The sequence below is a fragment of the Paraburkholderia phenazinium genome, from assembly GCF_900100735.1.
GTDB classification, from domain to species: domain Bacteria; phylum Pseudomonadota; class Gammaproteobacteria; order Burkholderiales; family Burkholderiaceae; genus Paraburkholderia; species Paraburkholderia phenazinia.
On record NZ_FNCJ01000017.1, the window covers coordinates 24523 to 46682 of the forward strand.

The following is a 22160-nucleotide window of genomic DNA, read 5'->3' on the forward strand; positions in this document are numbered from 1 at the left end:
CACGATCATTGGGTTCGACGCCGCTCGCCAATTTGGCCAACGCGGCCAGTGTGGCCGGTTCGGTTCGAGCGTCGTCAGCATAGCCGTGTTGAAAAGCGGCGGCAAACTGGATCAACCGGGCTTGAGCAACCGGTTTGGCGAAACGCGCAGACGAGGCACAAAGCAAAACGGCGAGCGGCGGACCGTCTCGTCCGCCGCTCGCCGTATGCAACGCTAAAACCTCAGGTGCGTGGCGCCCAGGTTTCCTGCGAGCTCTTGACTCAATGCTTCTTTGGCGTGGTCGCCGATGCCGGCGTTACCCGGATGGGAGGTGCTCCCGTGGGCGAAGTAGCGGGCGTCGACTTTTTCGCCTGTTTCGGTTTCTTGACTTCGCGATTACTGCGCATTTGACCTTTTGCCATGATGGAACTCCCCATTTGCATGTGCGCTCGCCAAAATGTTCGAGCATTAACTCAGTGTGCGCTGATTTGTGTGCGCTGTCGCGCAACATTTTTCGCGTCGATCTCATTCTTCCGCCAATTGGCCGAAATAGCCGATTGATCTTTGCGCTTAAGCAGACCATATTGCGCTTACGTTGCGCATGCGCACATGCCTGTTCTCGCAATGTGATTAGCGGTTCGGCCAATGCTTAGCGACATCACTTCAGATCAGCACGATTCGACACAGTGCCGGCACTGTGGTGTGACACTAGCCGCCCGTTTGCCGTCCTGTCCTTCCTGTGGTGCGAACCAGCTCGATCCGCTCGGCTGGTATCCACCAGCCGCCGGGTCGGCCAATGCCCGGCTGGCTCCCCCGTCTGTTTCGAACGTGCCGCAGCTGGCGGCGCCCGCGGCGTGGCATACGCCGGCAGGGGCCGAGGACGATCGCTTTTATGCGAAGCACGATCCGTGGCGTGCGCCGAGGTCGTACCGTTGGGTCTGGATCGTGGTGTTGCTGGCCGTCGCGCTGCTGCCTCTCGCGCTGGCCGGCTATTTTGTGCTCCGGCCTGGCACGGAGGTGAACGTGGTGGCGCCGAAAGCGGTATTCGGCGCAGTCACGGCCCAACAGGCTGCGCCGTTGGTCGCCCCGCCTGCGCCGTCCAGGGCGCCTTCGGTAGCCGCAGTGAATCTGGCGCGCCCGGCGCACGTGCCCACTTCCGCGAGTTTGGTGGTGGCTGCGCAACCGCCTGTCGCGACACAGCCCGTCGCGAAGTTGAGCGCGCCGGCCATCAGCATGCCCAAGGCGACTGTGCCGAAGACGCTGGCCGTGCAGGGTGCCAGGGCGCCGGCTCCAGGACCACAGGGCGCGATGGCGCAGAGTTCGCCTGCACAGGCGCAGGCTGGCGCCACAGCCAGGTCGCCGGCGTCGGCACCAGCCGCTTTAGCCAAACCTGCCGCGCCGCCGGTGGCACTATTCCCGCGGCCGGACGCATTGGCGAACCTGCAGAAGAACCTGCAAGGTGTGCGTGTGATGCTGCAGAAAAACAACCTCTCCGCGGCAGACGCACGGCTCGCCGCCGTCCTCGCCGTACAGCCGAAGAATCGCGACGCGCTCGCCATGCGCGCAGATTTGCAGGATCGGGAGCAGCAACGCGATGTGGCGCTCGATGTCGCACGCGGCTGCGAAAACATCGGCCGCTGGACCTGTGCGTGGCACAACGCCGGCAACGCGCTCGTGCTCGATTCGAGCAGTGCGGATGCGAAGCGCATCATCGCAAGGGCGATGTCTGAGGATCAGTCCAGCAAGGCGCCAGGGCCGGCGCCACAGGCCGAGCCAGTGCCCTCCGGCCCATACCATCATTGAGTGAACGCAGGATTCCGAAACAATCGGGCGAAATGGAATGATTCCGGCGCAGGAACACCCAGCGGGTGTCCATGCCGCCGGACAGCTCGGCGCTGGCGTTGCCGCTCGCTACCCGAAGCCAGTGCTTATGGCGAAGCCGAAGCGACCTGCAATTCGCCCCACGTCACGAGGATTTTCTGAATGCTGCGCGCGTAGGCGTCGCGCAGTTTGGGCGATTCCGAGTGGTAGGCGCCGATGGCGCGCCAGGTGTTGCCGTACTTCACCATCTTCTGCTTCAGGAGCCACGCTGCCACATAGACGTTCACGCATGGATCGGTGAGCGCGCGGTGGGGCACGCCCTGGCGGGCCAGATCGCCGAAGTGGATGGAGTTGATCTGCAACTGGCCCACATCGATCGAGCCGTTGGCATTGCGGTTGACCGCAGCGGCGTCGCCCTTCGATTCGAACCACGCGACGGCGCGCAGCACAGACGGGTTGACACCCTGGTAAGCGGCCGCCTCGTTAAAGCAATCGTCCGCGTGCGCTGCGCCGCAAAGCAGCGCCAGCGCGAATGCTGCAAACCCATGCCACAGGGCATGGCTGCGATGACGGCGCGCGGGCGCCGCGGCGATAAGGTGTGAGTTGGACACGAGTCATGCCTCCGCGTGCTTGCGTGTTCGCGATCACGCCCAGTCTCCATGGGCGTTCGCGGGTAAAAGGGGACTGCAGGAACCAAGTGCGGGAACTAAGGGAGCTGCGCGACTCGCTGCACTGACGGCTCGTGCGCGGCATACCTGGCCAACGCGAGATCGAGCTGCTTTTCGATGCCGCCGAGATAAGCGCGCGATGCATCGGACACCACCATGTGCGCGGCCGGCGTCACGCACTTGCGTTCCTGCACGCGGGCCTTCTTTTTCCTCTGCGCGGGTTTGCTGGTGGGTAGCGGATCCTCGTCGTCATCGCTCGCCGGCGGCAGCATGGCGAGACTCGGCAGGGGCGGATAGACCTTGTCCGACGCGGCAGGTGCGGCGGGCATGACTAGCGCGGTCGCAGGGGCGGCCGGTTGGGGTGCGCTGGCGGGCTGGCCTGCGAACGCAGACGTCGCCAGCAGCAGGCTCGTTGCCAGTACGGGTAGGCGATACATAGACTCGGCTTCCTTATGGCGTTGGCTTGATCGACACGCTATACGGCTGGTTCGCACCGGCCGTCTGGTTGTCGAGACTCAGTTTCGCTGCGTGTTGTGCAGGCACGCCGCGCCAGATGGCCTGGTTGAGGTACGGCAAGTCCTGGCCGAGAGCGGTCACGAGAATCGTGGTGGGCTGCTTCTGCGCCGCCGCCAGCGTACCCAGCTTGGTGAGTACGGCGGTCAATTGCGGATCGCGTGCGCCGAGCGCATCCGGCGGAATCGTGAAGCTCATGATGTCGGTCGAGACCGGCGGCTTCTCCGACGTCGTGGTGCTCGCCGGCATTTGCGCGCATCCGGCCAGGGCGAGGAGGGCGATGATAAACAACAGCTGCTTCACAAGTTGCTCCCTTAAGTGTCATCGACGCTGTGAACGCGTTTTCGGCAGGCGGAAGGGGGAACTTGATATGCAAAACGCAAACGTTTGGCAAAAAAGAAAACGTATCTCAATATTGGTCGCAAGACGCGCATCAATGGCTTTTCTGCGTCCGTCCGGAAGTGAAGTTGCCCCGCACGATCGTGCGGCCTGGAGCTCGCTTTTCATCTGATGATTGGTGATGGCGCACGGCCCGGAAAGATCAGACAATAGCCGCCAGTCAATCGGCGTACACGCAACGGTTTTGACTCATCCCGGGAGCAGACGAGACATGAACGACAAGGTCAAAGAGCTGGCGGCAAAGCTGATCCGAAATTTCAACGACGCCGAGTTGGCTTCCGAAGTGCGGCCGCCGCTGTACGACACGATGTGCACGCGGCTCGCCGCGGGCACGGCGGCCACGAAACTCGGCGCGTCGATCGATATCGTCGCGGCGGGCAAGCGCTCGTGCCCCTATCACTTTCATTACGCGCAGGAAGAGATGTTCGTGATTCTCGAGGGCGAGGGCACCTTGCGGGTCGCCGGGGAACTGCTGCCGATCCGCGGCGGCGATGTGATCTTTATTCCGCCCGGTCCGGACTACCCGCATCAGCTCATCAACTCTTCGTCTGCGCCTCTGAAGTACCTGTCCATCAGCACCCGCGACGACCCCGAGGTGGTCGAGTATCCCGATTCGGACAAGTACCAGGCCATCGTGCGCGACAATGCAAGCAGCCGGGTCTTCGCGGCGATACAACGCAAAGAGAATTCACTCGATTACTGGGACACCGAGCCTTGATCATGACGGCGACTTGAACGGGTGCAGCGCTGCGGATAATTTTGAACACGGCAACGTGACGCCTCGCTCGCAGATAGAATGCCGCGTCCGCACCATCCTCGCGGACCAACAAGACGTTCCGCGACAGGAGTGCCGCCGTGAATCCAGAGTACGTGGTCAGAAAGGCGCGGCCTGCCGATCTCCCGATGGTCTACAAGGGCGAGCTGAATTACATTCAGACGATCGAGCCCGAGCATGAGCAGCGCTGGAAAGACGCGATGCACTCGCATCTGCGGCAATGGACCGGTGCGCTCGAGCGCATGTCTGTCGTCGACCAGGACGGCGTGCCGGTTGGATACTGCTTCTGGGAAAACATCGACGGCGCCGCGTGTCTCGCATCGATTCACGTCGTGCCCGAACTGCGTCAACGCGGCTTGGGCCGGCTACTGCTCAATCACTATATGGACGATGCCCGCGCGCAAGGTTTCGCGAGGCTGACCTTGAATGTGTTCCGCGGCAACCCCGCCCAGTTTCTCTATGAGTCAGCCGGGTTTCAATGCGTGAGCAAGGGCGCGGAATATCTCGACTATGAGTATCCCGAGGTCGTGGCAACGCCACCCACACCTTAGCGCGAAGGCTCGAATCATGCGTTTTGAATCGTGCGCCGCGCCGCACGGCGGCACCGCCATGGCGCATCGAACCGGACCTCTATGACATTTATCGCAAGCCTTGCAGACGAGGAATAGAATTGGGGCCCCGCGTTAAGGAAACCACCCATGTCCCTCTCGCAAGAAGCCAATCCTCTACTCGAGGACTGGCATACACCCTACGGCTTACCGCCGTTCGACCGGATCCGCCCCGAGCATTTCACCCCTGCATTCGATGCCGCGATGCTTGCGCATCAGCGCGAGATCGACGCCATTGCGGCTAACCCTGAGGCGCCGACGTTCGGCAATTCGGTGGCGGCGCTCGATGCGTGCGGCCAGTTGCTGCGCCGCATCCAGATGCTCTTTGAAAACCTCTCACTCAGCGAAACTTCGCCGGCCTTGCAGGCAATCGAGCGCGAGATGGCGCCGCGTGTTGCGGCGCACGAAAGCGCGATTTACCAGAACGCAGCGTTGTTCGCGCGGCTGCATGCGCTGTACGAGCGGCGCACCAGTCTCGGTTTGACCGCTGAGCAAGTGCGTTTGCTGGAGCGCTTCCATCTGGACTTCGAGCGGGCCGGTGCGACGCTCGGCGCGCAGGACAAGGCCCGCTTCGCCGCGATCGTCGAGGAACTGGCGGCGCTGTCTACGCAGTTTGCCCAGAACGTCCTCGCCGACGAAGCGTCGTTCGCCTTGACGCTTGCCACGCCCGACGAGCGTGCCGGCCTGCCGTCGTTCCTGCTCGACGCTGCCTTGCAGGCGGGACGCGAGCGTGGGTTGCCGGAAGGCACCTACGTCATCACGTTGTCGCCGTCGCTGGCCGAGCCCTTCCTGACGTTCTCCGAGCGGCGCGACCTGCGTGAGCAGGTCTGGCGCGCGCGCGGCGAACGCGGCGCTCATCCGGGCGAGCACGACAACCGCCCGGTCGCTTCCAGGATGGTGGCATTGCGGCAGGAGCAGGCGGCACTGCTGGGCTATGCGACGTATGCCGACTACAAGCTGGCCGATCGCATGGCGCCTTCGGTCGAGGCCGTTGATGAACTGCTGCAGCGCGCCTGGAAGCCGGCCATCGAAATGGCGAAGCACGACCGCGAACGCCTGAGCGCGCTGGCGGCCGAGCTCGGCCAACCGACGCCGATCGCCGCCTGGGACTGGCGTTATCTGGCGGAGAAAGTGCGGCAGAAGAGTTTTGCCATCGACAATGCCCAGGTCAAGCCGTACTTCTCGCTCGACGCAATGCAGGCCGCGATGTTCGATTGCGCCGCGCGGCTCTTCGGCGTGCGTTTCAAGGAACGTCACGGCATTGCGCTCTATCACCCCGACGCACGTCTGTGGGAAGTGATGGACTCCGAAGGAAAATTGATCGGCGTGTTCATTGGCGACAACTTCGCGCGTCAGACCAAACGCAGCGGCGCGTGGATGAGCATCCTGCGCTCGCAGTCGGGTCGCAACGGCGGCACCTTGCCGATCGTGCTGAACAACAACAACTTCGCGAAGGGTTCGCCGACGCTGCTGAGCTTCGACGATATCCGCACGCTGTTCCACGAGTTCGGTCATGGGTTGCACGGTCTGATGTCGAACGTGCAGTACGAGCGGCTGGCCGGCACCAATGTGTTGTCGGACTTCGTCGAACTGCCGTCGCAGTTGTTCGAGAACTGGGCGCAGGAGCGTGAGGTGCTGTTGCGTCACGCACGCCACGTCGAAACCGGCGAGGCGATTCCGGTGGAACTGCTCGAACGTCTGGATGCGGCGAGCCGTTTCGATCAGGCCTTCACGACGGTGAAGTATGTCGGTCCTGCCTTGATCGACATGGCCCTGCACGCGCGTACCGACAGGACGCCGGTGGATATCGCGCAGTTCCAGGCGGAACAGGCGGCAAAGCTCGGCGTGCCTGACGATATCGGCATGCGTCATTACCTGCCGCATTTCCAGCATCTGTTCTCGGGTGACGGCTACGCGGCGGGCTATTACGTCTATATGTGGGCCGAGGTGCTGGAAGCGGACGGTTACGCCGCCTTCAAGGAGGCCGGCGATCCGTTCGACCGCGCCACCGCCGAGCGTTTGTTGAAGTGGATCTACAGCGTGGGCAATTCGATCGATCCGGCGACGGCCTTCAGGACCTTCCGCGGTCGTGAGCCGGCGGTCGAGCCGATGCTGGAGAAGCGCGGCTTGCTGGCAACGCCTGCACACGGCTGATTCGTGCAGTAGTTGAAGGCTAGACTCCTGCCGGGCGCATGTACCTATGCGCCCGGCAGAGCAGCGGCGCTGCGTCCCGCAACTTCACGTCCTAAGCCTACAGTCCTCACATAGACCGGGTACTCCGCCACTCGAACGCGGTGCCGCGTTTCCCTGACCTCGCGTCGTCAAACCTGCACGGCGAAATTTGTCGTGTTCCAATTCGTACCCCGTCTGATCCTTTCAGTCTGGCACGGGCCGTTGCCGATGCCCGCGGCAATGGATCCGACTCGGATTGCTCGCGCCGTCAGCAAGGATATGTTTCAGCGCTTGACGAACTGCCGGTGTCGGCGGCAAGTCGGCTGGTCGGGGCCCGGCTGGGCCCGTGGTGCGGGCAGCCCGCGCTGGCGTGCCCACGCGCCGAGCCCCGCCACACGGCGCTTTCAGCCGGTGGCGCCGGGGAATGGGCCGGCCGGAAACTGGCCCAAAGCCCACCGGATTGCGGCCGCGGAATCCACCCGAATCCCGGCACGGATGTCAAGCTCCGGAAGCGTATTCTGGTAAACACGCCTATACTCTCGGGCGCGCCTTAAAAGTCGTACCTTGGGCCGCGCTGCAGTCCGGTGCGTATTTGTCCGCTGTCTCTTACTGTGCAACCTCGTTGGCTCAGCGCCACCAACGCTCTGTCTTTCATTTCATCACGCAAAGCATCAGATATGTCTACATCGCCGAAGATCATCTACACCCTTACCGACGAAGCGCCGGCTCTGGCAACTTACTCGCTGCTGCCGATCGTGAAGGCTTTCACGCGCTCATCGGACGTCGCCGTCGAAACACGCGACATTTCGCTGGCCGGACGCATCATTTCCGCGTTCCCGGACTATCTGACTGCGGAGCAAAAGGGGTCTGACGATCTCGCCGAACTGGGTGCACTGACCACCCGTGCGGAAGCCAACATCATCAAGCTGCCGAATATCAGCGCCTCGGTGCCGCAACTGAAGGCCGCGATCGGCGAACTGCGCGACCTGGGCTACAAGCTGCCGTCCTACCCGGACGTCGCTACGACCGACGAAGAGAGAGACGTCAAGGCACGCTACGACAAGATCAAGGGCAGCGCCGTAAACCCGGTGCTGCGTGAGGGCAATTCGGACCGCCGCGCGCCGCTGTCGGTCAAGAACTACGCCCGCAAGCATCCGCACAAAATGGGTGCATGGACCGCGGACTCGAAGTCGCACGTCGCGCATATGAGCGGCGGCGATTTCTACGGCAGCGAAAAATCCGCGCTGATCGGCGCAGCCGGCAGCGTCAAGATCGAACTGACGGCCGCCGACGGCAGCAAGACGGTCCTGAAAGAAAAGACGGCAGTGAAGGCCGGCGAAATCATCGACGCCTCGGTGCTCAGCAAGAAGGCACTGAGCAGCTTCATCGAAGCGCAGATCGCCGATGCGAAGGCCAACAACGTGCTGTTCTCGGTGCACCTGAAGGCCACCATGATGAAGGTCTCGGACCCGGTCATCTTCGGTATCGTGGTCTCGGTGTTCTACAAGGATGTGCTGACCAAGCATGCGGACGCGCTGGCCAAGGTCGGCTTCAATCCGAACAACGGTATCGGCGACCTGTATGCGCGCCTGAAGGATCTGCCGGAGCAAACGCGCGAAGCGATCGAAGCCGACATGAAGGACCAGTACGCACAGCGCCCGCATCTGGCGATGGTCAACTCGGACAAGGGCATCACCAGCCTGCACGTGCCGAGCGACGTGATCGTCGACGCGTCGATGCCCGCCATGATCCGCGAGTCCGGCAAGATGTGGGGCGCCGACGGCGCACTGCACGACGCCAAGGCCGTGATCCCGGACCGTTGCTACGCAGGCGTGTACCAGGCTGTGATCGAAGACTGCAAGAAGCACGGTGCGTTCGATCCGGTCACGATGGGCAGCGTGCCGAACGTCGGCCTGATGGCGCAAGCCGCTGAAGAATACGGTTCACACGACAAGACGTTCCAGATCAAGGCGAACGGTGTGGTCCGCGTGAGCGATGAAGCCGGCAACGTGCTGCTCGAGCAGAATGTCGAAGCAGGCGACATCTGGCGCATGTGCCAGACCAAGGACGCGCCGGTGCAGGACTGGGTCAAGCTGGCCGTGAACCGCGCCCGCGCGACCAACACGCCGGCAGTGTTCTGGCTGGATGCGGCTCGTGCGCACGACGCCCAGATCATCAAGAAGGTCGAGCAGTACCTGAAGGACCACGACACGAACGGTCTGGATATCCGCGTCATGACGCCGGTCGAAGCGACGAAGTTCTCGATCGAACGCATTCGTGCCGGCAAGGACACGATCTCGGTCACCGGCAACGTGCTGCGCGACTACCTGACCGACCTGTTCCCGATCATGGAACTGGGCACCAGCGCGAAGATGCTGTCGATCGTTCCGCTGATGGAAGGCGGTGGCCTGTTCGAAACGGGTGCGGGCGGTTCGGCGCCGAAGCACGTTCAGCAACTGGTGGAAGAAGGCTTCCTGCGTTGGGACTCGCTGGGTGAATTCCTCGCGTTGGCCGCTTCGCTCGAACATCTGAGCAACGCGTACCACAACCCGAAGGCACAGGTGCTGGCCAAGACGCTCGACCAGGCAACCGGCAAGTTCCTCGACAACGACAAGTCGCCGGCACGCAAGGTTGGCGGTATCGACAATCGCGGCAGCCACTTCTATCTGGCGATGTACTGGGCCGAGGCGCTGGCTGCGCAAACCGAAGACGCTGCCTTGCAGGCGCAGTTCGCCCCTGTGGCGAAGGCGATGGCCGACAACGAAGCGAAGATCATCGAAGAGCTGGCTGCAGCGCAAGGCAAGCCGGTGGATATCGGCGGTTACTACCGTCCGAACGTCGATCTGACCAGCAAGGCCATGCGTCCGAGCGCCACGCTCAACAAGATCGTGGACTCGGTTGCGTAAGCCAAGTTAGAAGCTAGCTGGAAGTTACAGGTAGCATGAGGTAGTACATGCGGCGGGCGGGCTGTGCGGTAGCGTCAATCATGACGTGCCGTGCAGTCCGCCCGCTGCGCTTTGGCGGGCTGGTCAACGTGTCCCGCTTTAGGCGCTCAGCTTAGATGTGAACGATTTCCCAGTCGGAGATTTGCTCCGGGATTTCGAGCGTCGAGGTGTCGGCTTCGGACAGATGCGGACAGCAGACGCCCCGTGCGAGGTCGTCAGCAGCCAACTGAGGGCTGGCAAATGCGCCCAGCTTCGTGTTGCCGAACGATGCTTCCCAGCCGTCCTTGCCGGGCAAAATGTAGAACGATCCTTCCGTCGAACCAAAGCGAAAGCCTTCCATTTTTTCTCTCCCGATCATTATCAAAAATGCGAATCCGTGGCTGACCTGCGTACGTGACGCGGGTCGGTTCCGGGGTGGATCTCGCGGGGCGGGTGCCGCAGCCTGCTCGATCCAGCCGTCCAGAACGCCGGCTCATGTAAAAGAGTCTACGTGAGCGAGGCGCCGGAAAAGCGGCGATGTCGGGATCGTTGTATTAAAAAAGATGCATTAAAAACAATGTGTTATTGAGTTTGTTCCGGATTATGGAATGTGGGACGGCATTGCGAAACGGCCGGTTTGTGCCATGCACCACGATTTTTTGTAGTGCAACGACTCATGCCACATCGTGAAATTTCAGGGGTGGGCCGTTCCGCTCGCCGCGCCATAGAACACGTCCAAAGTCGGGAACGCAGCCGTGCCGCGCAGGCAGTCCCATAGATAGATGGCAAAACCAGGGTCGCCGGTCCACAGCGAATAGCGCAGTTGTCCATAGGCCGCCTCATCGGCCTCGGTCTGGACGATGCCGTGCATCGCGAAAGCCCTCGCGCGCTCGAGCCACTTGATGTCGCCGGTGCGCTGGTAGAGGACCAGAAACGCGTAACCGTTGCCACCGGTGCCGTGACACAGGTTCGAACCCTTCGTGAGCGGTCCCGCGCTCCAGACCGCTTCACCGCCGGCAAGCAGCAGCGGATCGAGTTCGCGGCTTGGCAGGTGCGCGAGGCAGACGATGAAACCCGGCGCACCGTGGCACAACTGCATGAGCTTGCGCGGCGTACGGCCTTCGGGAGTATCGAGGAAGGCGCGCCAGTTCGCCTTGCCATTCTCGAGTGTCGCGGTCTGCCGCACCGTATTGACGATGCGCTGCTCCCACTCGCTCCAGGTGGCCGCGTCTAGCAGATGCCGGCCGCGTATCAGCGGCAGTGCGGTGGCGACGAAACCGTGGACGCCGTCGATGTACGTCGACTCTGTGCCGTACATATCCTGCGTCCAGTAGTGACAGCCGTGCTGCTCCGACCACTTCAGTTCGGAAGCGAGTTGCTCGGCGGTCCGGCGAAACAGGTCGGCCCAGCGTTCGTCCTGCGTGCGTTCGTGGAGCAAGGACGCGGCCAGCAGCGTGCCGGGCGAACCCCACATCAGTTCGCGAGTGGGGTTGTCGAGATTGCTACGGATCAGTTGGTCGAGCCGATCGGCGAGCGCTGCGCTCGGAGCGTGTCCGTACTCGAGCATCAGCCAGGGCGTCTCGCCCATTAGCCACGACGCGAAGAACGTGCTGTCATTTTCTTCGAGCCATATGCGATTCGATTCGCGCAGGGCGTCGGGAAAGCGCTTGCGTCTCACGCCCATCGCGCCGGCGAATCCGCTTGCGAATCGCCTTACGCTGTCCGATCATCTAGCCGATGCCGATGATGCCCCAGGATAAGGGCATTGTCGAAAAACGCATTAGATGCATTTGCCGGGAGTGATACCGATGTCGCATATCGTTGCGGAGGGTTCACCGCAGATGTCCCATTTTCCAGGTGATGCGGAAATAGAGGCGCTGCTCGCGCAACGCGCCTCGCCGTTTGCTGACGCCGATGCCGCCGCTTCGCCACGAGACGCCGCTTGATCCCGCTGTATTGGTGGCATACGTGGGCCACTACGAGCTGCGACCCGGCGTCGTCATGATGATTACGCTGCAGAACAACCAGTTGTATGCGCAACTAACCGGCCAAAATCGCTTTCCAGTCCATCCGGAAGGCGAGCGGTGTTTCTTCTACACAATCATAGATGCACAGATCATCTTTGACGTGGAGGCGAATGGCGAAGCGTCCTGGTTGACGCACCACCAGAACGGACTCGATCATCGTGCACCCAGAATCGAAGCATGAGCGCGCCAGCCGCGCACTGTAGCCCGCGCCGTCTCGTTGAGGCGGCTCACTGTTTGCGCCGGGCAAGCACGCATGCCGCGGCGCGCAAGATGGATCAAACTAACAAACCAACGGAGTAAATCGATGACGTACGCGCTCTACTACTCGCCGGGTGCGGCGAGCATGGCGGTTCACTGGATGCTGATCGAGGCGCAGATTCCCTTCGAGGCGCGGCTGATCAATATCGACGAGGGTGCGCAACACGACCCCGAGTATCGGCGCCTGAACCCGGCAGGACGGGTGCCGACCCTGATCGTCGACGGCGTGCCGCGTCACGAATCCACCGCCTTGCTGATGCTGCTCGCCGAGCGCCATCCGGCTGCCGGTCTCGCGCCGGCGCCGGGCTCGCCGGAACGGGCCGAGTGGCTGGAGTTGATGGTGTTTATGGCCAACACGGTCCTGCCGGCGATGCGCGACTGGTTCTACGCGGGTGAGGACGGCGACCCGGCGGGTGCGGAAGCGGTCCAGGCGCTCGCGCGGCGCCGGATCGAGCAAAGCTGGGACAGGCTCGATGCCCTGCTTGCCGATGGCCGCGCCTACCTGGTGGGCGGGAAACTCAGTACAGCAGATTTTCTCGCGGTGATGCTGATGCGCTGGTCGCGCAACATGCCGCGCAAGGCCCTGGCGTGGCCGCACCTTGCGGTTTATATCGGCAAGCTGCGCGCTTTGCCGTCGTTTATCGAGCTCAATGTGAGAGAAGGCCTGAGCGACTGGAGCAATCCGGCAAGCTAGCGTCAAGAGAGCGCTGCCGCTTTGCAAGCGCATGGGGATGCGCGTATCGCGCGACGAACCCATCCCTATGCGCCATGATTGATGTGCCCAAGGAGAGGTGAATGATCTCGGCTTTGCTTGAAACGCTAGGGGCGCTCGCGATCCTTGCAAGCATCGCTATCAAAGTGAGCGCATTTCGCACGGGTGCGAGTGAGAACGCTAAAGATGAGCGCTTTCTTCAGCCGCACGAGCGCGCCAGGCAAACCCACAAGCGATCGCGGCGCTGAGCCTCGCGCACAGGTTTTATGAATCCTCTAGTCGGCGAGTCTCGAGTCGCGGTAATCTTGCGGCGCCTCGTTACTCAGGAAGCACCAATGAAACCAACAAAGTCTTTCCTTGCTGTCACGCTTGTCACCGCCTTGCTCGCCGCCTCCGCCGGCGCTCGCGCGGCTGAGGGTCCTCCGGTTGCACCGGTGCGACCCGTCACGGATACCTACTTCGGCACGCCGGTAGTCGACAACTACCGCTACATGGAGAACCTGAAAGATCCGCAAGTCCAGCGCTGGATGAAAGCGCAGGCGCGCTATACGCGCACGGTGCTCGATGCGATTCCCGGACGTGCCGCGCTGGCCCAGCGCATTCTCTCGTTGGGCGGCAAGGATCTGCGCCGCGATCAATTCGTGCGCCGCGGCGACCGGCTCTTCTACGAGCTGATGGATCCGGGCGCCAATCTGCCCAAGCTGGCTTACCGCGACGGCATCAACGGCGCGGAACACGTTCTGGTGGATCCGGCCAAGCTCGCGAAGGATCGCGCGCATCATTACTCGCTCGACTGGTTTTCGCCCTCATGGGACGGCCGTTACGTGGTCTACGGCATTTCCGAAGGCGGCTCCGAAGAAAGCGTGCTGCATATCGTCGACCTGAGCACCGGCAAGCAGCTTGCCGAGCGTATCGACCGTACGTCCGATAGCGTGGTTTCCTGGCGCAACGATAACCGCTCCTTCTTCTATATGCGTTATCCGAAGATGGGCCCCGATACGCCGTCCTCGCAAACCGACTACAACGCGGTGAGCTTCCTGCACGTCCTCGGTCAGAATCCCGATGGCGCCGGCGACGAGGCGGTGTTCGGCAAGGGTGTCTCCGCCAGTGTCGATGTGCCGGACGGTCAGGGCGCTTATGTGTTGTTGTCGCCCGATTCGCCGTATGCAGTGGCGGTGGCGAACCACAACATGGACGACGCCCCCAATTCGTTTTACATCGTCCCGCTTGCGCAGATCGATGGTGCACGCACGCCGTGGCAAAAAATCGCCACTCCCGCAGACGGCGTGACCGGTGTGCGTTTGCACGGCGAACGTCTTTACCTCCTGTCGGACAAGGGCGCCTCGCGCTACCAGATCCTGTCGTTGCCGCTCGCGCATCCGGATCTTGCGCAGGCCGAGGTGGTCGTGCCCGAAGGCCCGAATGTGATCGACTCGTTCGATCTCGCGAGCGATGCGATTTACCTCGGCGAACGGGCGGGCCCGAGCTTCCAGTTAAAGCGCGTGTCGTTCGACGGCAAGGATAGCCAGACGATCGAACTGCCGTTTGCGGGCACCGTGGCGGACCTGAGCACCGATCCGCGCGAGCCGGGCCTGATGTTCAACCTGCAGGGCTGGGTCAAGGCGCCGCGTGAGCTGGCCTACGATCCGAACAGCAACGCCGCCACCGATACCGGCCTGATTCCGCCGGCCAAGACCGAATCGGACGACATCGAGGCGCACGACGAGTTTGCCGTGAGCTATGACGGTACGCGCATTCCGGTGTCGATCATCGCGAAGAAGGGCGTGACGCGCGACGGCTCGCATCCCACCATCGTGACGGGCTATGCCAGCTACGGCACCTCGATGGATCCCTACTACGATCCGACCATGCAGGCGTGGATCGAGCAAGGTGGCATCCTCGCGGTCTCGCATATGCGCGGCGGCGGCGAGTATGGCGACGCGTGGCACCGTGCCGGGCAGAAGCTCACGAAGATCAACACGCTGCTCGACTTCGTCGCGTCCGCGCAATACATGGTCGATCAGCACTACACGCAGCCGAAGCTCCTCGCGGCGAACAGTGCGAGCGCAGGGGGCATCGTGATGGGCGGCGCGCTGGAGATCGACCCGGGCCTGTTCCGCGTGGTCCTCGACGACGTCGGCGATTCGGACTCCCTGCGTTCCGAAACCGCGCCGAACGGACCGCCGAACGTGCCGGAGTTCGGTTCGACCGCGACCGAAAGCGGTTTTCACGGCCTGTACTCGATGAGCGCCTATGCCCACGTGCATGACGGCACGCCGTATCCGGCCGTGATGTTCACGACCGGCGCCAACGATCCGCGGGTGCCCTCGTGGCACATGCTGAAGATGACGGCTCGCGTGCAGGCGGCCACCAGCAGCGGGCTGCCGGTGCTGTTACGAGTCGACTACGACGCGGGCCACGGGATTGGCTCCAGCCTCACGCAAGCAGCCAACGAACTCGCCGACGAGTGGTCGTTCGCGTTGTGGCAGATGGGCGAGCCGGGTTTTCAGTCTAAGCAATAGCGCGCTAGCCGCGCTTTTTTGAACCTCTAGTCAGCTTGCCGTAAGACGCGGTAATCTTGCGGCGCCTCGTACCTTTGGAAGCTCGAATGAAACCAACCCAGTCTTTCCTGGCCGTAACGTTTGCCGCTGCCTTGCTCGCCGCCTCCGCCGCGGCGCAGGCGGCGCAAGGGCAACCGGTGGCGCCGGTGCGCCCGGTGACGGATACCTACTTCGGTACGCCGGTAGTCGACAACTACCGCTACATGGAGAACCTGAAGGATCCTGAAGTTCAGACCTGGATGAAAGATCAGGCTGGCTACACCCGCAAGGTGCTCGACGCCATTCCCGGCCGCGCCGAGCTGGCGCAGCAAATCGAAGGCCTGATGGGCGGCGATCTGCATCGCTTCAACTTCGAACGTCGCGGCGAGCGGATCTTCTACGAAGTGCTGGAGCCGGGCGCCAATCTGCCCAAGCTCGCGTATCGCGACAGCCTCCAGGGCGAGGAACACGTTCTGGTCGACCCGGCCAAGCTCGCCAAAGATAGCGCGCATCACTTCGCGCTCGACTGGTTCTCGCCGTCGGGCGATGGCCGTTACGTGGCCTACGGCATCTCCGAAGGCGGCTCGGAAAAGAGCGTGCTGCATGTGGTCGATCTGCAAACCGGCAGCGATCTCGCCGAGACCATCGACCGTGCGGAGGACTGCGTCGTCTCCTGGCGCAACGACAACCGCTCGTTCTTCTATCTGCGCTATCCGAAACCCGGCCCCGATACGCCGCCGTCGAAGATGCTGTACAACGCCGTGACGTACCTCCACGTGCTCGGCCAGAACACCAGCGGCGATGGAGACGAGGCCGTGTTCGGCCACGGTGTCTCACCGAAGCTCGACGTGGCCGAAGGGCAGGGCACCTATGTGCTGTTGGCGCCCGATTCGCCGTATGCCGTTGCGGTGGTGAATCACAACATGGACAACAACCCCAATATCTTCTATGTCGTGCGGCTCGATCAGATCCATGGCGCCGACACGCCGTGGCAAAAGATCGCCTCGACCGAAGACGGGGTGACCGACGTGCGTCTGCATGGCGACCGGCTGTATCTGCTCTCGGAGAAGGGCGCGGCACGCTTCCAGATTCTCTCGGTGCCGGCTGAGCATCCCGATCTCGCGCATGCCGACGTGGTGGTGCCCGAAGGCCCCAATGTGATCGACGCCTTCGCTTTGGGCAGCGACGCGATGTATATCAGCGAACGGGCGGGGGCGAGCTTCCAGTTGAAGCGCGTATCGTTCGACGGCAAGGAAACCCAGACGATCAGCCTGCCGTTTGCGGGCACGGTGGTCGACTTGACGACCGATCCGCGCCAGCCAGGTGCGATGTTCGGCATGCAGGGCTGGGTGAAGGCGCCGCGTGAATTCGCCTACGACCCGAAGACCAATGTGGCGAGCGACACCGGCCTGGTTCCGCCGTCGAAGACGGAGTCCGACGATATCGAGGCACACGACGAGTTCGCCACCAGTTATGACGGCACGCGCATTCCGGTGTCGATCATCGCGCAGAAGGGCGTCAAGCGCGACGGTTCGCATCCGACCATCGTGTTCGGCTATGGCAGCTATGGTGTGTCGATGGATCCGGTATACCGTCCGCAGTGGAAAGCGTGGCTCGATCAGGGTGGCATCATCGCAGTGTCGCATATGCGCGGCGGCGGCGAGTATGGCGATGCCTGGCACCGTGCCGGTCAGAAGCTCACCAAGATCAACACCATCCTCGACTTCAACGCTAGCGCCCAGTACCTGATCGACCAGCGCTACACGCAGTCGAAGTATCTCGCGGCGAATAGCGCCAGCGCGGGCGGTATCGTGATGGGCGGTGCGATGGAGATCAACCCGGCGCTGTTCCGGGTGGTGATGGACGATGTGGGCCTATCCGATGCGTTGCGCTTCGAGACGGAGCCGAACGGCCCGCCGAACGTGCCCGAAATGGGTTCCTCGTCGAATGAGGCTGGCTTCCATGGTCTCTATGCGATGAGCGCCTATGCGCATATCCATGACGGCACGCCGTACCCGGCAATCATCTTCACGACCGGGGCGAACGATCCGCGTGTCTCCTCGTGGCACATGCTGAAGATGGCGGCGCGGATGCAGGAGGCCACCAGCAGCGGGCATCCGGTGCTGTTGCGCATCGACTTCGACGCGGGCCATGGGATGGGTTCGAGCATGTCGCAGCGTGCCAATTTGCTGGCCGACGAGTGGGCGTTCACGCTCTGGCAGATGGGCAAGCCGGGGTTCCAGCCGCAGCATTGAGGTAGGAGGCGACGGGTGCCAAGCACCCGTCGCCTTGACGTTAAGCGCTCACGCGCCTGGGCGTCACCACCGACACCACGAAGGTCACGACGATATTCGCCGTCAGCGCGATCAGGCCGATATACAGCGGATACGTCGCATCGCCCAGATGCAGCGCGAACACAGGCTTGAGGCCCTGCGAAATCGCCATCCCGGTACCCAGCACGATCCCCACCAGCCAGCCGAGGAACAGCCCCGGCGTATTCAGGCGCCGCGTGTACAGCGAGAACACGATAGCGGGGAAAATTTGCAGAATCCACACGCCGCCGAGCAACTGCAGATCGATCGCATACTGCGTGGGCAGGAACACGATAAACAGCAGCGCGCCGAACTTCACCGCCAGCGAGACGATCTTCGCCGTGGAGGCTTCGGCGCTGGACGACATGTTCGGCGACACGATCGGACGCCACAGATTACGCGTGAACAGGTTGGCCGCGCCGATCGACATGATGGCCGCGGGCACGAGCGCGCTGATCGCAATCGCCGCCGCCGCAAAGCCGACGAACCACGACGGGAACAGCGTGCCGAACAGCGTCGGCACGACGTCCGAAGCCGACTTCACATGCACGCCGGCTGCAATCGCCATATAGCCGAGCAGCGCGATCAGGCCCAGCAGCAACGTGTACGCCGGCAAGAAAATCGCGTTCTTGCGCACCGTCGCAGCGGAGGAGGACGACAACACCGCCGTCATCGTATGCGGATACATGAACGCGGCCAGTGCCGAGCCGAGTGCGAGCGATGCATACGCCGTGAACTGGGTCGGCTTGAGGATGATGCCTGTCGCGCCGCCCTTGGCCTTGAAATACGTATCGGCCGCGTCGAACACATGGCCGTAGCCGCCTAACTTCGACGGAATCAGCCAGATTGCCGCGATCACGACAATGTAGATCATGATGTCCTTGACGAAGGCGATCATCGCCGGCGCCCGCAGGCCGCTCGTGTAGGTGTAGAGCGCGAGGATCACGAAGGCGACGATCAGCGGCAGTTCGCCAGTGACGCCGAGCCCCTTGATCACGACCTGCATGCCCACCAGTTGCAGCGCGATATACGGCATGGTCGCGATAATGCCGGTCAGCGCCACCGCCCCCGGGAACCATTTGCCGCCGTACTCGCCCTGGACGTAATCGGCCGCGGTAATGTGGTTTTTCGCATGCGCGATCTGCCACAGCTTCGGCATCACGGCAAACACGAACGGATAGACGATGATCGTATAAGGCAGCGCGAAGAAGCCATACGCGCCCACCGAATACACCAGCGCCGGCACCGCGATCACGGTATAGGCGGTATAGAAGTCGCCGCCCACCAGGAACCATGAAATGACCACGCCGAACTGCCGGCCGCCAAGGCCCCACTCATGCAACTGTGTGAGGTCGCCACGCTTCCAGCGCGCAGCGAAGAAGCCCACGACCGTGACCAGCACGAAGAAGAAAATGAAAACGGTCATCGCGACCGGGTTGACTGGAATCGCATCGCTCATTTGAGACCCCGGTACACAACGTAGATCAGCAGGGACGTGAGCGGCACCCACAGGAACTGGTACCAGTAGAAGAACGGGAAGCCGGCGAACGACGGGCGCGTGTCGTTATAGAACGGCAGCCAGAGCAGCGCGATATACGGTATCAGCAAGATGAGCCATAGCCAGGAGCGGCCGGCCGGAGCAGTAGTTTCCAAGAAATCCCCTAGATTGTGTGTGTCGGAACGGAGCATCGGGTGCTGTCGCGCCGCCGCAGCACTTGTCGTGCGTCCGTGTCGGCGGCGTCAGCGCGCATTATCTAAGAATTTGCCGAGCGATGCTTGTAGCCGGGCAGTTGCGCCGGAATGAGGCTGTGGGACTATGTCGGCGCCGCGAGACGGCGTTGCGTCAGTGACAAAACGACACAAATGTAGACGAACGATCCACAGATCGTTGCTGTCAATGGGGGTACGATCCGTGTCTATCGGCACTGTACCTGGCGCCCTCGCTACGCCTGCCTCTCTGGAGGTCCATGAAAATCGCGCCAGACCGTATTTCGGGTTGGACCGAACGACACCCGCGTGTAATTAGGCCTGCCGATAAAGTGAACCCGATGTGTCTGCAATCATTTGAGGATTGGATGTGAGCTTGAACCTGTCGTCCAATGGTCCGGCGTACGTCTCTCGCGAAATCCGCCAGGGTGTGCCGTTGAGCTATGTCAGCGAAAAGTTGTCGCACGCGATCATCGATACGCACGCGGCCGGCGTGGCGCATCCCGAAGCGCGCAAGCGTCTCTCCCACGTCATGTATTCGCAAACCAAGGCATTTCTCGCCTTGCACAACGTGTTGGGCGCAGCCGATGCGCAGGGCTTGCCCGAGCTTCTGCTAGACATGGAGCGCCACGAACTGCATAGCTGGATCGCTGCAGTCGTCAAGCATGGCGACCTGCTGGGCACCGGCGACGCTTGATCCTCCTGTAGCGCACTTCTCAACGCATCAGAAAACGGCTAAACAGCCCGTCATAGTCGCGCCGGACGATGCCATAGCATTCGCAGGCGTGGTGTTCCAGCGCCGCGCGGTCGAGCACTTCGAGCAAGCCACCGCGATATCGGATCACGGCAGCGCGCTGTAGCTCGCGGGCGACTTCGGTGACGCTGGCGCGCCGCATCCCCAGCAGGCCCGCGATCAACTCCGGGTTGACGTGAATTTCATTCGAGTCGATCTGGTCGAGGGTCAGCAGCAGCCAGCGGCAGAACTGCTGTGTCAGCGAATGGTGGCGGTTGCAGAGACCGGTCTGCGCAATCTGCGTAATCAGCGAATGGAGGTAGCTCAGGAACAGGTGCTGGACCGCCCCGCCGCGGGCGAACTCCTTGCGCACCACTTCGCTGTTGAGCCGGTAGGCGTTGCCTGCGCTTTGCACGACCGCGCGGCTCGGCATGGTGTCGCCGCCCATGAACATGGCGACGCCGAGCAGCCCTTCTTTGCCGATCACCGCGAGTTCGGCCGAAGCGCCATCGTTCATGACGCGCAGCATCGACAGGACCGCCGTGGTGGGCAGGTAGAGATGGCTCAGCCGGTCACCCGGCTCATAGACCACATGGCCCAAGGGCAGGGAGATCGGCACAAGATGGGGGACAAGCCGAGCCCGATCGGCCGCGGGCAGGGCCGCGAGCAGCCGGTTGTCCTCGGGTGCATGCGGCTGCGCCCCGGACTCTTCTTCCTGTGCAGCCGGCCTCGTCCCACGCGCGACCCGTTCGGCGAGCAGCAGATGCTGCGCAATCTGCTCCTCGCGGCTCTTTTCCGGCAACAGGCTCAGGACGGCCGCGCGCACGTCGGCGTGACCGAGCACGTCGAGCAGCTTGAGTTTGGTGAGGGTGCCAAGGTCGCACTTGCCCGTGCGCCACGCTGAAATCTGTGCCCGTGTCAGACCAAGGCTGTCTGCCAGTTGGGCGTCGCTACCGAACTGGCCCTTCGTCTTGACTTCGTCGAATAGGGCGTTCCAATCGTTCATTGTGTTCGATAGCTAAAAGCGGTGTCAAATTCACTTGACGCGCGTTAGGCTGAGTGAAAAAATCAAAAAGTGCCAGAATTCGTCAAACTCATTCGGCATTTATAGCATAGCAGCGCATCTCTCTCGGGGCGTTCGCAGGCCGATCCATTTTCACTGGCCCCTGTGCTGACGAGGCCTGCTTTCATGAGCGACACTTCTTTCATTCGCCTGCCCATCGTGCTGCATACGCGCGAACCGGCTGTCGCCGCTTCCATCCCCCTGGACGATGAGCAATTTGCGGCTCAGCAGATCGAGTTCATCAAACTGCTGTTTGGCTACATCGCCTATTTGCGCGAGCATTCCCGCGAGACGCCGGTGGCCGATGCGTTTCTCTCCACCTTCGTCAATCTGCTGGAGACGATGCAGGCGAATGCACCTGACGAGGCACGCAGTTGCGCGCTGAAACTCCAGCAGATCATTGGCGTCCTTTTCCCAGGTGCGGCGGCAGCCGGGTCGTAACGACGGCCAGATGCCTGCGCGCAACGCGCACAGCGCGCCTTCGGGTTATGCGCGAAGACTCGGGTCAAGCAAATTTCTGTGCATCGTCGCGCGCGCACGCGAGCAGACCTTTGACCTGTTCGAGCAGCCCATCGCGCCGCCAGGCGACGTATTTCGCGTAGCAGGTCTGGGCGGGGGGATAACTGCAGGGCAGCCGGTGCCATTTGTTGCCGTTCGCCTCGACCCACAGGATGGCGTCGAGAATTTCGCGCTCGGGGCGGCGAGGGCGCCCGCGCTTGATATCGTGATTCGAGAAAAGATGCTGTACGCGAAACCAGTCTTGATCGGAGAGGCGCACGGGTTCGGGTAGCGTGGACCAAAATGCTACGGCACATGCGCCGTCTGGAGCCGGCATAGCCATAAGATTTTCCCCAGAACAATATAGTTAATATTACTAAATGACTACGCCCGCCTTGCAATTGCGCAGTCCGCCCCACTCTCATCAGGCTGCTTCATTCTTTCAGTGAGA

General features: G+C 62.4%; 21 protein-coding genes. 12 read left to right on the top strand and 9 right to left on the bottom strand.

Going from position 1 to position 22160, the window contains the following annotated elements; translation table 11 throughout:
* Nucleotides 1-681 precede the first annotated feature (681 nt).
* Nucleotides 682-1782 carry a hypothetical protein gene (locus BLQ92_RS29315; protein ID WP_143016683.1) on the top strand — a complete coding sequence of 367 codons (1101 nt, stop codon included), beginning with the start codon at nucleotides 682-684 and terminating at the stop codon, nucleotides 1780-1782.
* 125 nt (nucleotides 1783-1907) lie between these two features.
* Here BLQ92_RS29315 and BLQ92_RS29320 read toward each other — a convergent pair whose 3' ends face one another.
* The 3 genes from BLQ92_RS29320 to BLQ92_RS29330 form a co-directional block, all read right to left on the bottom strand.
* Nucleotides 1908-2354, bottom strand: coding sequence for a lytic transglycosylase domain-containing protein (locus BLQ92_RS29320; protein WP_244106387.1), 447 nt, complete (start codon nucleotides 2352-2354; stop codon nucleotides 1908-1910).
* A gap of 152 nt (nucleotides 2355-2506) precedes the next feature.
* On the bottom strand, nucleotides 2507-2905 hold the full coding sequence (locus BLQ92_RS29325; RefSeq protein ID WP_090690210.1) for a hypothetical protein: 399 nt from the start codon (nucleotides 2903-2905) through the stop codon (nucleotides 2507-2509).
* Between the two features lie 13 nt (nucleotides 2906-2918).
* A complete protein-coding gene (locus BLQ92_RS29330; protein WP_244106390.1) occupies nucleotides 2919-3230 on the bottom strand; it encodes a hypothetical protein in 312 nt (103 codons plus the stop codon).
* 361 nt (nucleotides 3231-3591) lie between these two features.
* On the opposite strand from BLQ92_RS29330, the gene BLQ92_RS29335 reads away from it, so the two are divergent.
* From BLQ92_RS29335 to BLQ92_RS29350, 4 genes are all read left to right on the top strand, one after another.
* Complete coding sequence (locus tag BLQ92_RS29335; protein ID WP_090690216.1) at nucleotides 3592-4098, top strand: cupin domain-containing protein; 507 nt, start codon at nucleotides 3592-3594, stop codon at nucleotides 4096-4098.
* Nucleotides 4099-4235: 137 nt separating this feature from the next.
* Complete coding sequence (locus BLQ92_RS29340) at nucleotides 4236-4706, top strand: GNAT family N-acetyltransferase (protein WP_143016684.1); 471 nt, start codon at nucleotides 4236-4238, stop codon at nucleotides 4704-4706.
* Between the two features lie 147 nt (nucleotides 4707-4853).
* Nucleotides 4854-6917: a M3 family metallopeptidase gene (locus BLQ92_RS29345; protein WP_090690223.1), complete on the top strand. Its 2064-nt coding sequence runs from the start codon at nucleotides 4854-4856 to the stop codon at nucleotides 6915-6917.
* A gap of 695 nt (nucleotides 6918-7612) precedes the next feature.
* On the top strand, nucleotides 7613-9841 hold the full coding sequence (locus BLQ92_RS29350) for an NADP-dependent isocitrate dehydrogenase (RefSeq protein WP_090690226.1): 2229 nt from the start codon (nucleotides 7613-7615) through the stop codon (nucleotides 9839-9841).
* A gap of 151 nt (nucleotides 9842-9992) precedes the next feature.
* On the opposite strand, the gene BLQ92_RS29355 is transcribed toward BLQ92_RS29350, so the two are convergent.
* Together BLQ92_RS29355 and BLQ92_RS29360 are read right to left on the bottom strand one after the other, a co-directional pair.
* Entirely contained in the window at nucleotides 9993-10220 is a 228-nt protein-coding gene (locus tag BLQ92_RS29355) for a hypothetical protein (protein ID WP_090690230.1), read from the bottom strand.
* A gap of 333 nt (nucleotides 10221-10553) precedes the next feature.
* Nucleotides 10554-11537: a lanthionine synthetase C family protein gene (locus tag BLQ92_RS29360; protein ID WP_175772716.1), complete on the bottom strand. Its 984-nt coding sequence runs from the start codon at nucleotides 11535-11537 to the stop codon at nucleotides 10554-10556.
* 224 nt (nucleotides 11538-11761) lie between these two features.
* Between BLQ92_RS29360 and BLQ92_RS29365 the strand changes: the two genes are divergently transcribed.
* From BLQ92_RS29365 to BLQ92_RS29380, 5 genes are all read left to right on the top strand, one after another.
* Nucleotides 11762-12067 carry a DUF3471 domain-containing protein gene (locus tag BLQ92_RS29365; RefSeq protein ID WP_090690238.1) on the top strand — a complete coding sequence of 102 codons (306 nt, stop codon included), beginning with the start codon at nucleotides 11762-11764 and terminating at the stop codon, nucleotides 12065-12067.
* Nucleotides 12068-12190: 123 nt separating this feature from the next.
* The gene (locus tag BLQ92_RS29370) at nucleotides 12191-12838 is read left to right on the top strand and encodes a glutathione S-transferase family protein (RefSeq protein ID WP_090690241.1); all 648 of its coding nucleotides are present in this window, start codon (nucleotides 12191-12193) and stop codon (nucleotides 12836-12838) included.
* A gap of 101 nt (nucleotides 12839-12939) precedes the next feature.
* Nucleotides 12940-13104 (top strand): hypothetical protein, encoded by a 165-nt coding sequence (locus BLQ92_RS40215; protein WP_175772717.1) that lies wholly within the window; start codon nucleotides 12940-12942, stop codon nucleotides 13102-13104.
* A gap of 87 nt (nucleotides 13105-13191) precedes the next feature.
* Nucleotides 13192-15378, top strand: coding sequence for a prolyl oligopeptidase family serine peptidase (locus tag BLQ92_RS29375; RefSeq protein ID WP_175772718.1), 2187 nt, complete (start codon nucleotides 13192-13194; stop codon nucleotides 15376-15378).
* Nucleotides 15379-15464: 86 nt separating this feature from the next.
* On the top strand, nucleotides 15465-17651 hold the full coding sequence (locus BLQ92_RS29380) for a prolyl oligopeptidase family serine peptidase (protein WP_090690248.1): 2187 nt from the start codon (nucleotides 15465-15467) through the stop codon (nucleotides 17649-17651).
* A gap of 40 nt (nucleotides 17652-17691) precedes the next feature.
* Here BLQ92_RS29380 and mctP read toward each other — a convergent pair whose 3' ends face one another.
* Both mctP and BLQ92_RS29390 read right to left on the bottom strand, forming a co-directional pair.
* Nucleotides 17692-19167 carry a monocarboxylate uptake permease MctP gene (mctP, locus tag BLQ92_RS29385; RefSeq protein ID WP_090690251.1) on the bottom strand — a complete coding sequence of 492 codons (1476 nt, stop codon included), beginning with the start codon at nucleotides 19165-19167 and terminating at the stop codon, nucleotides 17692-17694.
* Nucleotides 19164-19361: a DUF3311 domain-containing protein gene (locus BLQ92_RS29390; RefSeq protein ID WP_090690623.1), complete on the bottom strand. Its 198-nt coding sequence runs from the start codon at nucleotides 19359-19361 to the stop codon at nucleotides 19164-19166. The genes mctP and BLQ92_RS29390 overlap by 4 nt, the downstream gene beginning before the upstream one ends.
* A gap of 424 nt (nucleotides 19362-19785) precedes the next feature.
* On the opposite strand from BLQ92_RS29390, the gene BLQ92_RS29395 reads away from it, so the two are divergent.
* On the top strand, nucleotides 19786-20112 hold the full coding sequence (locus tag BLQ92_RS29395; protein WP_090690254.1) for a hypothetical protein: 327 nt from the start codon (nucleotides 19786-19788) through the stop codon (nucleotides 20110-20112).
* 19 nt (nucleotides 20113-20131) lie between these two features.
* Here BLQ92_RS29395 and BLQ92_RS29400 read toward each other — a convergent pair whose 3' ends face one another.
* Nucleotides 20132-21154 (bottom strand): Crp/Fnr family transcriptional regulator, encoded by a 1023-nt coding sequence (locus BLQ92_RS29400; RefSeq protein ID WP_090690257.1) that lies wholly within the window; start codon nucleotides 21152-21154, stop codon nucleotides 20132-20134.
* Nucleotides 21155-21337: 183 nt separating this feature from the next.
* Between BLQ92_RS29400 and BLQ92_RS29405 the strand changes: the two genes are divergently transcribed.
* The gene (locus BLQ92_RS29405; RefSeq protein ID WP_090690260.1) at nucleotides 21338-21652 is read left to right on the top strand and encodes a hypothetical protein; all 315 of its coding nucleotides are present in this window, start codon (nucleotides 21338-21340) and stop codon (nucleotides 21650-21652) included.
* Between the two features lie 64 nt (nucleotides 21653-21716).
* Here the strand turns inward: BLQ92_RS29405 and BLQ92_RS29410 are convergent, their stop codons facing one another.
* On the bottom strand, nucleotides 21717-22052 hold the full coding sequence (locus BLQ92_RS29410; RefSeq protein ID WP_218133051.1) for a transposase: 336 nt from the start codon (nucleotides 22050-22052) through the stop codon (nucleotides 21717-21719).
* Between the last annotated feature and the right edge of the window lie 108 nt (nucleotides 22053-22160).